The organism is Roseibium aquae, assembly GCF_008711285.1.
GTDB classification, from domain to species: domain Bacteria; phylum Pseudomonadota; class Alphaproteobacteria; order Rhizobiales; family Stappiaceae; genus Roseibium; species Roseibium aquae.
Map to the genome: position 1 here is coordinate 213,268 of NZ_VXDC01000006.1, position 12,492 is coordinate 225,759.

The 12,492-nt window shown below is 61.2% G+C and carries 16 protein-coding genes and 1 tRNA gene; 3 read left to right on the forward strand and 14 right to left on the reverse strand.

Going from position 1 to position 12,492, the window contains the following annotated elements; translation table 11 throughout:
* Window positions 1-13 precede the first annotated feature (13 nt).
* From F0184_RS11465 to F0184_RS11480, 4 genes are read right to left on the reverse strand one after another with little or no spacing between them, the layout of a single operon-like run.
* Window positions 14-1,339, reverse strand: coding sequence for an NAD(P)/FAD-dependent oxidoreductase (locus F0184_RS11465; protein WP_150496319.1), 1,326 nt, complete (start codon window positions 1,337-1,339; stop codon window positions 14-16).
* Entirely contained in the window at window positions 1,332-1,487 is a 156-nt protein-coding gene (gene cydX / locus F0184_RS11470; RefSeq protein ID WP_150496320.1) for a cytochrome bd-I oxidase subunit CydX, read from the reverse strand. Before cydX ends, F0184_RS11465 begins: the two co-directional genes overlap by 8 nt.
* A 17-nt stretch (window positions 1,488-1,504) precedes the next feature.
* Entirely contained in the window at window positions 1,505-2,656 is a 1,152-nt protein-coding gene (gene cydB, locus F0184_RS11475; protein WP_150496321.1) for a cytochrome d ubiquinol oxidase subunit II, read from the reverse strand.
* A 5-nt stretch (window positions 2,657-2,661) separates the two neighbouring features.
* The gene (locus tag F0184_RS11480; protein ID WP_150496322.1) at window positions 2,662-4,266 is read right to left on the reverse strand and encodes a cytochrome ubiquinol oxidase subunit I; all 1,605 of its coding nucleotides are present in this window, start codon (window positions 4,264-4,266) and stop codon (window positions 2,662-2,664) included.
* A gap of 305 nt (window positions 4,267-4,571) precedes the next feature.
* Here F0184_RS11480 and F0184_RS11485 point away from each other — a divergent pair, with 305 nt between their 5' ends.
* Window positions 4,572-5,027: an RrF2 family transcriptional regulator gene (locus tag F0184_RS11485; protein WP_150496323.1), complete on the forward strand. Its 456-nt coding sequence runs from the start codon at window positions 4,572-4,574 to the stop codon at window positions 5,025-5,027.
* 19 nt (window positions 5,028-5,046) lie between these two features.
* On the opposite strand, the gene F0184_RS11490 is transcribed toward F0184_RS11485, so the two are convergent.
* The gene (locus F0184_RS11490) at window positions 5,047-5,961 is read right to left on the reverse strand and encodes a hydrogen peroxide-inducible genes activator (protein WP_150496324.1); all 915 of its coding nucleotides are present in this window, start codon (window positions 5,959-5,961) and stop codon (window positions 5,047-5,049) included.
* A 108-nt stretch (window positions 5,962-6,069) separates the two neighbouring features.
* On the opposite strand from F0184_RS11490, the gene F0184_RS11495 reads away from it, so the two are divergent.
* Together F0184_RS11495 and F0184_RS11500 are read left to right on the forward strand one after the other, a co-directional pair.
* The gene (locus tag F0184_RS11495) at window positions 6,070-6,720 is read left to right on the forward strand and encodes a peroxiredoxin (protein WP_150496325.1); all 651 of its coding nucleotides are present in this window, start codon (window positions 6,070-6,072) and stop codon (window positions 6,718-6,720) included.
* Window positions 6,721-6,976: 256 nt separating this feature from the next.
* Complete coding sequence (locus tag F0184_RS11500) at window positions 6,977-7,291, forward strand: (2Fe-2S)-binding protein (protein WP_150496326.1); 315 nt, start codon at window positions 6,977-6,979, stop codon at window positions 7,289-7,291.
* Between the two features lie 178 nt (window positions 7,292-7,469).
* On the opposite strand, the gene F0184_RS11505 is transcribed toward F0184_RS11500, so the two are convergent.
* The 9 genes from F0184_RS11505 to F0184_RS20530 form a co-directional block, all read right to left on the reverse strand.
* A tRNA-Phe gene (locus tag F0184_RS11505) sits at window positions 7,470-7,545 on the reverse strand.
* A gap of 356 nt (window positions 7,546-7,901) precedes the next feature.
* Window positions 7,902-8,096 (reverse strand): DNA gyrase inhibitor YacG, encoded by a 195-nt coding sequence (locus tag F0184_RS11510; protein WP_244299129.1) that lies wholly within the window; start codon window positions 8,094-8,096, stop codon window positions 7,902-7,904.
* Window positions 8,097-8,159: 63 nt separating this feature from the next.
* Window positions 8,160-8,789 (reverse strand): Maf-like protein, encoded by a 630-nt coding sequence (locus F0184_RS11515; RefSeq protein WP_150496327.1) that lies wholly within the window; start codon window positions 8,787-8,789, stop codon window positions 8,160-8,162.
* Window positions 8,790-8,827: 38 nt separating this feature from the next.
* Entirely contained in the window at window positions 8,828-9,046 is a 219-nt protein-coding gene (infA, locus tag F0184_RS11520; RefSeq protein WP_006939340.1) for a translation initiation factor IF-1, read from the reverse strand.
* Between the two features lie 111 nt (window positions 9,047-9,157).
* Complete coding sequence (locus tag F0184_RS11525) at window positions 9,158-9,610, reverse strand: arsenate-mycothiol transferase ArsC (RefSeq protein ID WP_280176944.1); 453 nt, start codon at window positions 9,608-9,610, stop codon at window positions 9,158-9,160.
* Window positions 9,611-9,616: 6 nt separating this feature from the next.
* Entirely contained in the window at window positions 9,617-10,120 is a 504-nt protein-coding gene (locus tag F0184_RS11530; RefSeq protein WP_150496328.1) for a UPF0262 family protein, read from the reverse strand.
* Window positions 10,121-10,134: 14 nt separating this feature from the next.
* Window positions 10,135-11,430: a histidinol dehydrogenase gene (hisD, locus tag F0184_RS11535; protein WP_150496329.1), complete on the reverse strand. Its 1,296-nt coding sequence runs from the start codon at window positions 11,428-11,430 to the stop codon at window positions 10,135-10,137.
* A gap of 62 nt (window positions 11,431-11,492) precedes the next feature.
* Window positions 11,493-11,930, reverse strand: a complete 438-nt coding sequence (locus F0184_RS11540) for a DUF2948 family protein (protein WP_150496430.1) — start codon at window positions 11,928-11,930, stop codon at window positions 11,493-11,495.
* Window positions 11,931-12,203: 273 nt separating this feature from the next.
* Window positions 12,204-12,425 carry a hypothetical protein gene (locus F0184_RS20530; protein WP_172972082.1) on the reverse strand — a complete coding sequence of 74 codons (222 nt, stop codon included), beginning with the start codon at window positions 12,423-12,425 and terminating at the stop codon, window positions 12,204-12,206.
* Between the last annotated feature and the right edge of the window lie 67 nt (window positions 12,426-12,492).

Sequence of the window (12,492 nt, forward strand, 5' to 3'; positions counted from 1 at the left end):
TTGGACGGCAGGGTCACGCGCGCCCGCGCAGCATGGCGTTGTAGGTTGCCTTGAGCGCGATTTCCTTCATCAGCCAGGACACCCACAGCTCCTCCAAGGGTGCAATGACACCGGGAAAGGACGGCGTAAGATTGTTGTCGTAGTCGAACTCCACCAGCATGGCCCGGCCAACGCGGGTGATCAGCGGACAGGACGTGTAGCCGTTGTAGGTTTCGGTTCCCTCGCGGCCGGCGATCTCGGCGACCAGATGATCCTCCACCACCGGAACCTGCCATTTGACGCTGGCCGCGGTCTTTCCCTTGGGCACACCGGCCACGTCGCCAACGGCGAAGACATCGGCATAGCGGGTATGGCGCAAGGTCGCCTTGTCGACCTCGACCCAGCCCTCTTCGACCCACTTGCCCGTCTTCCAGGACAGCGGGCTGTTCCTCACCACATCATGGGCGCGCATGGGCGGGACGACATTGGTGAAATCGAAGGGCAGTTCGACAGCGCCTTCCGGGGTGTTGAAAGTGGCGATCTTCCGTCCCGGATCAATGGCCGTCATGACGTGATTGTAGACACTCTTGACCCCGCGATCCTCATAGAGCATTCGCACCTTCTCGTTCACAATGGGAACGGAGAAGAAGCTTGCGTTGTGGGCGGCATAGACCATCTCGACCTTGCCGCGATTGCCTTTGCGCCGTGCGTAGTCTTCGGTCAGAAAGGTGTATTTGAGCGGCGCACCGGCGCATTTCATTTCCGTCGCCGGCCGTGTGAACAGCGCAACGCCGCCTTCATCGGTAAACCGATCCATGGCAGCCCAGGTTTTGGCCGCGTAGTCCGGCCCTGCGTAGACCGACCCGATGCCGTTGGTGCCGATCAGATCGACGGACATTCCGTCGATGGCGTCGTAATCGAGTTTGAGCCCGGTCGCGACGACCAGATAGTCATAGTCGAGTTTCGTGCCACCGGACGTCGTCACTGTCTTGGCTTCCGGGTCGATCTCCTCGGCGCTTTCCGCGATCCAGTTCACCGAACGCGGCAACCAGTCCGTGGTCTTGGTCACGGAATAGCCGGAGGGCTTGAGACCGGCAGCAATCAACGTATAGCCAGGCTGATAGTAATGATCCTGACGCGGATCGAGCAATGTGATCTCAGCCCCGTCGAGCCGGTCCGTCAGCCGGTTGGCCAGCGCCGTTCCAGCCGCACCAGCCCCGAGAATGAGAATCTTGGCCTTGGTCTCGACCGGAGCGGCAGAGGCTGGCGCAGCGGTCAGACCGGATCCGAGACCAACAGCACCGCCGCCAAGAGCGGTGAGTTTCAGAAAATTTCGCCGATCGATAGAAGTCTTATCCATGGCGCCCCCTCCCCGTATCGGAGGTCTCACCCCTTGCCTGAGCGTCAGCGAACACAGCGTTGTCCTGCTGGAACTCAAGCCACATCGCGTTCACCACGGCGAACATCGCGGCAGCGAACAATCCCAATATCCAGGCAAAATACCACATCGTTTCCTCCTCTTTTTTCAGTAAACGGTGTCCGTGTTGGACCGCACTTCCTCTTCGGTGACCTTGCCCCAGAGCACCTTGTAGACCCAGGCGGTGTAAGCCAGGATCAGAGGCATGAAGATCACCGTCGCCACCAGCATGACAAACAACGTCAGATGCGACGATGAGCTATCCCAAACCGTGAGCGAAGATTTCGGGTCGATCGACGAGGGCAGGATGAACGGGAACATGGTCAGTCCCACGGACGAAATCATGCCGAAGATCGCGAGCTTGGAGCTCAGCAGGGTCGAAACTTCCCGGCCTGCCCGCAGCCCGAGAAAGGTCAGGACCGCGCCGACAATTCCCAGAACCGGAGCGATCGCGATCCAGGGCCGCTCGGCATAGGCCGCCAGCCAGCTGCCGCCCTTCGCGACCTCGGAAAAGAGCGGGTTGGACGGACCATCCGTCACGCTGGGGCTTGTGAACGCATAGCCGTCCAACCCGATGGCCAACCACAGGCCGGCGAGGAGAAAGCCGAGCAAAGACCCGGCCGCCGCGTAGCTGCCATAAACGCGCGCCCGCTCGCCGACGACACCGTCGGCCTTGAGCGACAGCCAGGCTCCGCCATGCATGATCAGCATGGCAAGCGACGTCAGCCCGGTTAGAAGCGCAAAAGGATTGAGAAGACCGAAGAAGGAGCCCTCATAGAGCGGCATCAGATCTTCGGTGAACCGGAAGGGCACGCCCTGCAGGACATTGCCGACCGCCACACCGAAAATGAGCGCCGGAACTGCACCGCCAATGAACAGGGCCCAGTCCCAGGTCTGCCGCCAGCGGACGCCGTCCCGCTTGGACCGGTACTTGAAGGCGACCGGCCGCAGGATGAGAGCGGCGAGGATGAGGAACATTGCCATGTAGAAACCGGAAAAGCTCACCGCGTAGAGCGGCGGCCAGGCGGCAAAGATCGCCCCGCCCCCGAGAATGAACCAGACCTGATTGCCCTCCCAGACCGGGCCGACCGTGTTGATCGCCACCCGGCGTTCGAGATCGGTTTTCGCAACGAAGGGAAGCAGTGCGCCCACCCCCATGTCGAAGCCGTCGGTCAGGGCGAAGCCGATCAGGAGAACGCCCAGCAACAGCCACCAGATGACGCGCAGGACTTCGAAATCGATGAGTTCGTGCAAGATCATAGGACTTACTCCGCAGGCTGGAGACCGGCTGCCGGGGCAGCCCGTGAAGCTGAAGGGGCGGACCCTGAGACCCCCGCCGTTTCCGGCACGTCGAGATAGGGTCCCTTGCGGATGTATTTGATCATCAGGCCCATCTCGATCAGGAACAGCACGCTGTAGAGGGCAATGAACCCGGCGAGCGTGATGGCGACCTGGGTGATGCTCAGGTGCGAGACCGACAGCGCCGTCGGCAAAACACCGTCTACGGTCCAGGGCTGGCGGCCATATTCGGCGACGAACCAGCCGAGTTCGGCCGCAATCCAGGGTGCCGGGATCATGATCACGGCCAGATAAAGGGCGGGCCGCGGGAAGGTCATCTTCTTGAAGCTTGCGACAAAGAAGAAATAGGCCATGACACCGATGAAGGCGAAGCCGAGGCCGACCATGATGCGGAAGGCCCAGAACAGCGGCCAGACGGTGGGCACCGTGTCTTCCGCGGCCTTGGCGATGTCCGCCTCGGTGGCATCGCGCGGATCATCGACATAGCGTTTCAAGAGATAGGCGAAACCGAGATCCTTGCCATGCTGCTCGAACAGGGCGGTCGCATCGGCCGGCGCATGCTTCGGGTCCTTGCGGATATCCATGAGCGCGCCATAGGCGATGATCCCGGAACGGATGCGTGTCTCGGCATCCTCGACCAGTTCCGCAATTCCCGGAATTTCTTCGGTGAGCGAGCGCGTGCCGATCAGGCCCATCGCATAGGGAATGTGAATCGCATAGTGCGTCTCGCGTGCTTCTTGATCGGGAAACCCGAAGGCGGTGAACGAGGCGGGAGCCGGCTCGGTCTCCCACATGGCCTCGATGGCGGCGAGCTTCATTTTTTGCGAGTGCGTCACGGAGTAACCGCTTTCGTCGCCCAGAACGACGACGGACAGCGCCGAGGCCAGCCCAAAACTCGCGGCAACAGCGATCGACCGGCGGGCAAGCTCCGTGTGACGCTCTTTCAGCAGATACCAGGCCGACACGCCCAGCACGAAAACGGCCGCCGTGACATACCCGGCAGATACCGTGTGGACGAACTTGGCCTGCGCGACCTCGTTGAAGACGACATCATAAAAACTGGTCATCTCCATCCGCATGGACAACGGATTGAACTGTGCACCAACCGGGTTCTGCATCCAGCCGTTGGCGATCAGGATCCACAGGGCGGAGAAATTCGAGCCGATCGCAACCAGCCAGGTGACCGTGAGGTGACCGACCTTGGACAGCTTGTCCCATCCGAAGAAGAACAGGCCGACAAAAGTCGCCTCCAGGAAGAACGCCATCAGCCCCTCGACCGCCAGCGGCGCCCCGAAGACGTCCCCGACATAGTGGCTGTAATAGCTCCAGTTCATTCCGAACTGGAATTCCATCGTGATCCCGGTGGCAACGCCCAGAACGAAGTTGATCCCGAACAGGGTTCCCCAGAACTTGGTCATCTGCCGCCAGATGAGACGGTTGGTCATGACATAGACCGTCTCCATGATGGCGATGATGATGGACAGCCCCAATGTGAGGGGCACGAAAAGGAAGTGATACATTGCTGTCATCGCAAATTGCAGGCGCGACAGCTCGACGACATCCAGATCCATGGGTAGGCTCCGTTTTAATGTGTATTTCAGATACACCTTAGAAAGACAGCTAACACCGACCCAGGCGCAGGACCATACGTAGAAACATTCATTTTTTCGAAATTAATAAACTCTCCCTGATTTCATGTGCTTCGTCACATGTACGGGCAAATCCGGACTCGGTTGGGCGCTTGGGCCTCATGCGCTAAGAACCCAACCGATGCCCCGGATGGCTTTGCTCCGACCTTGCGAAACCCGCCTGGCCGCTTGAATCGGAACGTCAAAAGATATATTTGGGACTCATATTCTCGATGGAACCAACTGCCATGCGCCTGACGACCCGGACCAACCTTGCCATGCGAATCCTCATGTTCTGCGGGGTTCACCCCGACAGGATCGCAACAAAAGGGGAAATCGCGCGGGCCTGCCATGCACGGGAATCGCATATCGCCCAGGTGGTCAACATGCTGGCGCAAAGGGGGTATTTGACGACAACCCGTGGCCGCGGCGGCGGCATCATGCTCGCCTCCCCGCCGGCTGCGATCAATGTCGGCGAGATCATCCGGACCATCGAACCCACCTCCGAATTCGCCGAGTGCTTCAAAAGCGAGGGCAACACGTGCCCGCTGACGCCCGCCTGCCGCCTGAAGTCCGCTCTCAGCGTCGCGCTCGGCGCGTTTTACGGCGCCCTCGAAGGCCTCACTCTGGAAGATCTGGTGGGCGGCAATACCGGACTTGCGGATCTTCTGTCCCTGACCCCGCCGGCCGGCGCCGCCGCCTGACGACCACGCCCCTTCGCGGTTATCTTGCCGCCCGTTGCCCACGGGCAACGACCGTGGCCATAACCTCGGCGAGGCGGGAAATCTCTTCTTTTCGCGGGGAGTGTTTCCGGCAGGCCAGCGCGACCTTGCGCGGCAACGCGCCCTCCAGCGGCACCAGTTTGACGTCATAGCCGCGGGTTACCCCCGCGCGAATGGCAAGATCGGGAAGCAACGTCGTTCCCAATCCCTCGGCCACCATGGCCACGAGCGTGGGCAAGCTGGTCGCTTCGAAACTGCGGTCCTGGGCCGGACCGTTCCGGCCGAATGCGGACAGGGCATGGCGCTGCAGGCAATGCCCCTTTTCCAGAAGCATCATTTCCAGTTCCGCAAGGTCCGTCTTGGCCAGGCAATCGCAAGCCGCCAGTTCATGGGACGCAGGCACCGCCAGTTCATACCCATCGTCGAACATCTCAAAGACGGCCAGATCACCCAAGTCATACGGCAGGGCAATCAGGATGGCATCGAGACGGCCGGCCTGCAGCGCGTCGAGCAAATCATCGGTCACCGCCTCGCGCACATAAAGGCGCAAGTCCGGGTAGCGCTTCTGGATATCCGGCAAGACCTGCGGCAGGAGATAGGGCGCCAGCGTCGGAATGGCGCCGAGCCGAAAGTCACCCGAAAGCGCCCCTTTCTGGCTTTTCGCGTAATCGACGAAGGCCCTTGCGTCGGACAGGATATCCCGCGCCCGGCGCGCCAACTCCCGGCCGACCGGGGTCAGAGTGACGCTCCGCCGGGTCCGTTCGGCAACGCTCACGCCGAGCCCCGCCTCTAGTTCCTTGATTCCGGCACTCAGCGCGGACTGGGTGACATGGCAACGCTCGGCCGCGCGCCCGAAATGAACCTCTTCATCCAGGGCCGCGAGGAATTCAAGATGTCGTAGGTTTGGACGATACATGGGTCCGCTAATCGAATTTGGTGATCACAGAGGACAGTTATATTCGTTTTTCTTTAATTTCAAAAACACGCATATTCAGGCCATCGCATTCAACCGATGGAGCCTCTCATGACCATATCGCCTGACAGCCGGCCAGTCTTCCCCGAACTGAACAAGCCCGCGCCGGCCTTTACCGCCCCCACGACCCACGGCCCGATCAGCCTGTCGGATTATCGCGGCAAATGGCTGGTGCTGTTCTCGCACCCCGCTGATTTCACGCCCGTGTGCACGACTGAATTCATCGGTTTTGCCCAGGCCAAACCGGAATTCGACCGTCTGAATTGCGCGTTGCTCGGCCTGTCGATCGACAGCCACTATGCGCATATCGCCTGGATGCGGAACATTGAGGAAAAATTCCAGGTCGAGATTCCATTCCCCATCATCGCGGACCTGTCCATGGAAGTCGCCAACGCCTATGGCATGATCCAGGTCGGCGCATCGGATACCTCCGCCGTGCGCGCCACCTTCATCATCGACCCGGACGGCGTCCTGCGGGCCATGGCCTATTATCCGATGACGAACGGCCGGTCCGTCGCGGAATTCGTCCGCCTCGTGGAAGCGCTGCAAACCTCGGACGCCAACAAGGTCGCGACACCGGAAAACTGGCATCCCGGCGATGAGGTGATCGTTCCGCCGCCTGCCACAGCGGATCTGGCCAAGACCCGGGCCGGCGAAGGCTACAACTATGTGGATTGGTACTTCTCCAAGCGGGCCCTGTGAACAGCCGGCAGGGTCTGGCCGGAACGCGGCCTGCCCCTGCCCCTGCCCCTTCTCCGGCCCCTGACATTGGCGATGGGGCGTGCCGACCGGCTTGGATCGGCGGGCGGTAGACCGGCAACGGTTCCCGCCCGCTGTCTTGCGCCAAGTGTCCACCGTGGTCCAGGATATGGGGAGAATTACAAACTTGACTTTTCTATTCCAGTTAATAATCTGCCCGTAAAGGTGAGGATTTTCGTCAAGTTAAAGAGACGCTGGAATGCTGGTCTGCAGCTGCAACGTAATATCGAAACGGGACATTGAAGAGGTGGTTCGGTCGTTTCTGGCGGTCGACCCCTGGCAGCTGATCACACCGGGCAAGGTCTATCACGCGCTGCAAAAGCGCGGCCGTTGCTGTGGGTGTTTTCCGAACCTCATCAACATCATCGTCGCAGAGATCGAGAACCACCACCGGCAAGCAGAAACCCCGGAAGCCGATATCCTGCCATTCCTCGCGCAATTGAGATCCGAATACGAGCGGACCCAGGACCTGCGCAAACAGGCCGTGTCGAGACGACGCGCGCTCGCCTCCTGACGTTCCGCTTCATGCGTTGACCTGCGGTTCGGCAACACGTCTTGCCATCTTGGACACGGGCACACCTACCCATGCGGAACTTGCGGAGGGGCTCACCCTCATGGTCCATTTCGAAGCGGAAAACCGCGCGGTTTTCTGACCTGGCAGGTCTTTTCAATTTGGTAAATACAGGGATAAGTGGTGCCCAGAGCCGGAATCGAACCAGCGACACGCGGATTTTCAATCCGCTGCTCTACCAACTGAGCTATCTGGGCATTTCACTGGCGCGGATCAAGTCCCGCCGCTGAAGTGCCGCCGTTATAGAGGCTGGTTTTGAGCTTGTCCAGCACCCCGGCAAAGCTTTTTTGATTTTCTTTGTGCTTGTGCAGCTCGTCTGGGGAAAAGCCTAGACCCTTGTTTTCAATGTCGATTTATCGCTGCGCGGCACCTTGTCCAGACCATATGGCCGCCAGGGCTCTCTCCGGTGCCCAAGGCACGCCCGATCCCGTCTCTCCCCGGTTCAACGGGCGACGGCCTCGCGCCCACAGGCCCGGTTTGACGGGCCCAGCCATGCCCCATGGGGAACGTGAAGGGACCCGTTAGACCGCGCGGTGGGAACAGATCCGGCTCTCTATTTCGGATCCTCTGGATCCTCGATGTCATCGGTCTCGACGACCGGCACCGTGTAACTTTCATTGAACCAGCGGTGCAGGTCGATATCGGCGCACCGCTTGGAGCAGAAGGGATAGGCATCCGGCGTCGAAAGTTTCGAACAGATCGGACACGGACGCATGCGGCGTCCCGATGAACTCGTTTCTTCGCTCATGGCCATTCCTTGTGTTGAAAGGGGCGGTCCGGGCTTGGCGTGCGGACCACCGGCCAGCCCCGGTCAGGCGGCGGCGTCCGCCCAGCCCGCGCGCACCGGAAAGCCCGCGCCCGACAGCAAGGCTACTGTTTCCCCGAGGGGCAATCCCATCACCGCCGGGTAAGATCCTGTCAGCTTCACCACGAAACTTCCCGCCAAACCTTGAATGGCATAACCGCCCGCCTTGCCGCGCCACTCTCCGGAGGCCAGGTAGTCGTCCACTTCGGAGCGGGACAGGCGTTTGAACCGCACGCGGGTCTCGACCAGCTTGGAGCGCACGGCCCCTTTCGGCGTTGCCAGCGCAACCCCTGTGAAGACACGATGGCCCCGGCCCGACAGAAGGGAGAGGCATGCAAGCGCCTGATCCGACAACTCCGCCTTGGGAAGCACCCTGCGCCCGACCGCCACGACCGTATCGGCTGCCAGCACGAGCGCGGGTTTCAGATCGTCGGACTTGTCGGCGATTTTCCGCACAGCCTCGGCTTTTTCCCGTGCCAGACGGCCGGCAAGCGCCCGCGGGGTCTCGAACCGCCTCGGTGTTTCGTCGAGATCGGCCGGGATCAGATGATCCGGTTTAAGCCCGATCTGCTCCAGCAACGCCAAACGGCGCGGCGATGCCGATGCCAAAATCAGGGGAGGAGGAGGCGTGGCCATGGGCGCGGGTGTCTTTTCGTCCGTGGACTGCGAAACCGCTACTTGAAACGGTAGGTGATGCGGCCCTTGGTGAGGTCGTAAGGGGTCATCTCGACAAGCACCTTGTCGCCCGCCAGCACCCGGATCCGGTTCTTGCGCATGCGCCCGGCGGTGTGGGCAATGATTTCGTGGTCATTTTCGAGCTTGACGCGAAAGGTCGCGTTGGGAAGCAGTTCCGTGACCACGCCCGGAAACTCCAGAGCTTCTTCTTTTGCCATATGATATCCTGATTGAGGCGTTCAGATGAGCGGCGAACCTAACGGATCACGATGGGAAAGTGAACCGCAGAATTCCGCTCGTTCCGGTAAAATACAAGCGGCGCGGAAACGCTAACCGCTGGGGGACGGCGCCCAGTCGAGGCGCTTCTTGATACGGGCCATCAACTGGTCGCGGACGCCGCGATAACTGTTGAGTATTTGCTCCCGGCTGCCGGTTGCCAAGGTCGGATCCAGCGTCGGCCAGTATTCCACGTCGACAGCTTCCGCACGGGTGATGTCGAGCGCTTTGTGATGGGCTTCGGGCGCGAGCGTGATGATCAGATCAAAGCCGGATTCGTCCAACTGTTCGAATGTCTTGGGACGGTGGCTTGCCATGTCGATACCGATTTCCGCCATCACCGCATCCACGAACGGGTCGAGTTCGCCTTGGCGCACGCCGGCGGACCGGACATAGATCTCCCGTGGAAAAAGCGTGCGGGTGATGGCCGCCGCCATGGGCGAGCGGACGGAATTCATGCCGCAGGCGAACAGGACGGCGGACGGGCGGAAAACTGCCCCGACCACGCGCCGTCAGCCCTTCCAATGCAAGGCGTAAACGAGTGTGAACAAACGGCGTGCAGTGGCCATGTCGACACCGATCTTCCCATTCAGCCGTTCCATGAGAATGGCCGACCCTTCGTTGTGGACCCCTCTGCGCCCCATGTCGATGGCCTCGATCTGGCTCGGGGTCGCCGTGCGGATCGCCTCGTAATAGCTCTGGCAGATCAGATCGTAGTCCTTGACGATCTTGCGGAGCGGCGTCAGCGACAGAACATGGGTCACCACGGTCGAGCCATCCTCGGTCTTGATCTCGAAGACCAGCTTCTTTTCGATAACCGAAAGGCACAACACGTAATTGGAAGGCGGATGCCCCTGGGGCTGGAAGACGTTTTCCTCGATGAGATCGTAAATCGCGACGGCCCGGTCATGCTCCACATCGGGCGTGGAGCGCGCGATCGACGCCTCATCCAGTATGACGTCGACCAGTTTTCCGGTTTCACCGGCCTGCGATGAGGTCTCGTCCGCCTCGGTCATGATTCTCCGTCCGTCTAAAGGTTCAGTCTGATGGAAACAGACCGCGCGTGTCCGGACAAGCCCTCGGCTTCACCAAGCGCGATGGCCGCCGGCCCCAGGGCACGCAAGGTTTCGGGGGTACACTTGAGAACCGAGGTGCGCTTGACGAAATCAAGGACTGACAAGCCCGAGGAAAACCGCGCGGAACGGGCCGTCGGCAGGACATGGTTCGACCCGCCGACATAGTCGCCGATCGCTTCCGGCGTGTGCCGGCCCAGGAAAACCGCCCCGGCATTCAAGACCTTGTCGAGCAGCTTTTCCGGCTCGGCCACCGCCAATTCCAGATGTTCGGCGGCAATCCTGTTGACCAGCGGCATGGCCCCTTCAAGGTCCTCGACCGTTATGATCGCTCCAAAGCCGGTCCAACTGGCGCGGGCCACCTGTTCGCGCGGCAGGCGGGTCAACTGGCGTTCGACAGCCTCGGCCACCGCCTCGCCGAAGCCGGGATCGTCGGTGATCAGAATCGATTGGGCGTTGGTATCATGTTCGGCCTGCGCCAGAAGATCGGCCGCGATCCAGTTCGGATCATTTTCCCCGTCCGCCACCACCAGCACTTCGGACGGGCCCGCAATCATGTCGATGCCGACCGTTCCGAACACCCGCCGTTTGGCGGCCGCGACGAAGGCATTGCCGGGTCCCACGATCTTGGCCACGGGAGCGATTGCCGCCGTTCCATAGGCCAGCGCGGCAACCGCCTGAGCGCCGCCGATCTTGTAGATCTCCGTAATGCCCGCAATGGAAGCTGCCGCCAGAACCTGCGGGTTCAACACACCGTCGGGACTGGGCACGACCATGACGATCCGCTTCACTCCGGCAACGTTCGCCGGTACGGCATTCATGAGAACCGAACTGGGATAGCTCGCCGTGCCACCCGGCACATATAGTCCCACGGACTCCACCGACGTCCACCGGGACCCCAGTTCCACACCGATCGGGTCCGTGTAGCGATCATCCTTGGGAAGCTGGCGCGCGTGGTGGGCGGCGATCCGGTCATGGGCCAGTTGAAGCGCGTCGCAGACCTCCTTCGGGACCCGGTTCACCGCATCGGCGATCTCCTGCGGGGTGACGACCAGTTCGGCCATGCTTGCGACGGCCAGACGGTCGAATTTTGCCGTGTAGTCGATGACGGCCGCATCGCCGCGGGCGCGCACATCCTCCAAAATGGCGCGGACCGTCTGGTCCACATCCTCCGAAACCTCTCTTTTGCCGGACAGAAGAGCAGCGAAACGGGCTTCGAAATCGATGTCGGTCTGGTTCAGGCGGGTGACCACGCAATCAGCTCCTTGGATTTTCGGTGTGCTTGGCGAAACGGCCGGAAATACAGATTGGCCGGTCAGGACAGATCATGCGACGGGCGGTTCGGCGTGGCCCAGGCCGCACCAAGGTCGCTGAGCTGGACCTCGATGCATTCGACCTCCATGACGATAGAACCGCCACCGGCAAAATCGAGACGCAGGCGGCCCGAGGGGGCGTCATCTTCCTCGAATGTTACCGCGAGCAATTCGAGAACCGCGTCTTTCGCGCCCTGCCGGATCTGGGTGGCCTTCATCGCCTTGACGCGCGCGACCGCAAGGGCGGAGCGCCTGCGTTCGTGATCCCGCGTGCGCGTGTCCGCTTCCTTGTCCCAAACGAACCGGTTCATGATGAAGACGGCGCGATTTTCCTTGTGCAGGTAGCGAACATCGCCCACCAGCATGACCGCGTCCTGAACATGCGCCGAAATCACTTTCAGGTCGTCTTCATCCAGGGCGGAAAGCTTCAACTGATCCATCTTGTCCAAATACGCATCCGGCAGGTCTGAAAAGCGCGCGAGGACACTGTGCATGAGCCTCGCCTTGGTTCGAAGTGTTGACCTAGCGGGGAATGCCGCTTTTGTCTATGTTCAAGGCACAGGGCGCTGCGCAAGTGTCCGCCGAAAAGGCCGGACTTCAACAAAGACCATTCAGCGCCGCTTCCTGCGCCGGACAGGGGCCACCGGCCGCTCTTGGGGAAAGCCCGCCCGAACTTTCCGGACAAGGCGCGTGTTGTGATGGTGGCCCGGCCCTCACGCATCCCCGCCGGTCTCATGCGGGGGGAAGGGCGGGCGCTGCGGGCGCGGGACAAGCCGGAAATAAATGAAACGGCTGACCCAGAGGCCGAAAACCACGAGGAACAGGCCCAATGTCGGCCCATAAGGCATGGGGACGAGAAAAACCGCTGCGAAGCCGCACAGGATGAAGTCCAGCAGGATAAAAAGACGAAGGCGGCGGGCGGATCGCGGGGACATCTTCACTTTTCACCTCCAGTCAACCGCCGGCCGCGCGGCCGGCTGGTCTGCGGGAGCGGTTGTCATC

Coding starts and splice junctions, on each gene's coding strand:
- F0184_RS11465 (WP_150496319.1), bottom strand. CDS start 1,339: ATGGATAAGACTTCTATCGATCGGCGAAATTTTCTGAAACTCACCGCT.
- cydX (WP_150496320.1), bottom strand. CDS start 1,487: ATGTGGTATTTTGCCTGGATATTGGGATTGTTCGCTGCCGCGATGTTC.
- cydB (WP_150496321.1), bottom strand. CDS start 2,656: ATGATCTTGCACGAACTCATCGATTTCGAAGTCCTGCGCGTCATCTGG.
- F0184_RS11480 (WP_150496322.1), bottom strand. CDS start 4,266: ATGGATCTGGATGTCGTCGAGCTGTCGCGCCTGCAATTTGCGATGACA.
- F0184_RS11485 (WP_150496323.1), top strand. CDS start 4,572: ATGCGCCTGACGACCCGGACCAACCTTGCCATGCGAATCCTCATGTTC.
- F0184_RS11490 (WP_150496324.1), bottom strand. CDS start 5,961: ATGTATCGTCCAAACCTACGACATCTTGAATTCCTCGCGGCCCTGGAT.
- F0184_RS11495 (WP_150496325.1), top strand. CDS start 6,070: ATGACCATATCGCCTGACAGCCGGCCAGTCTTCCCCGAACTGAACAAG.
- F0184_RS11500 (WP_150496326.1), top strand. CDS start 6,977: ATGCTGGTCTGCAGCTGCAACGTAATATCGAAACGGGACATTGAAGAG.
- F0184_RS11510 (WP_244299129.1), bottom strand. CDS start 8,096: ATGAGCGAAGAAACGAGTTCATCGGGACGCCGCATGCGTCCGTGTCCG.
- F0184_RS11515 (WP_150496327.1), bottom strand. CDS start 8,789: ATGGCCACGCCTCCTCCTCCCCTGATTTTGGCATCGGCATCGCCGCGC.
- infA (WP_006939340.1), bottom strand. CDS start 9,046: ATGGCAAAAGAAGAAGCTCTGGAGTTTCCGGGCGTGGTCACGGAACTG.
- F0184_RS11530 (WP_150496328.1), bottom strand. CDS start 10,120: ATGACCGAGGCGGACGAGACCTCATCGCAGGCCGGTGAAACCGGAAAA.
- F0184_RS11540 (WP_150496430.1), bottom strand. CDS start 11,930: ATGGATCAGTTGAAGCTTTCCGCCCTGGATGAAGACGACCTGAAAGTG.
- F0184_RS20530 (WP_172972082.1), bottom strand. CDS start 12,425: ATGTCCCCGCGATCCGCCCGCCGCCTTCGTCTTTTTATCCTGCTGGAC.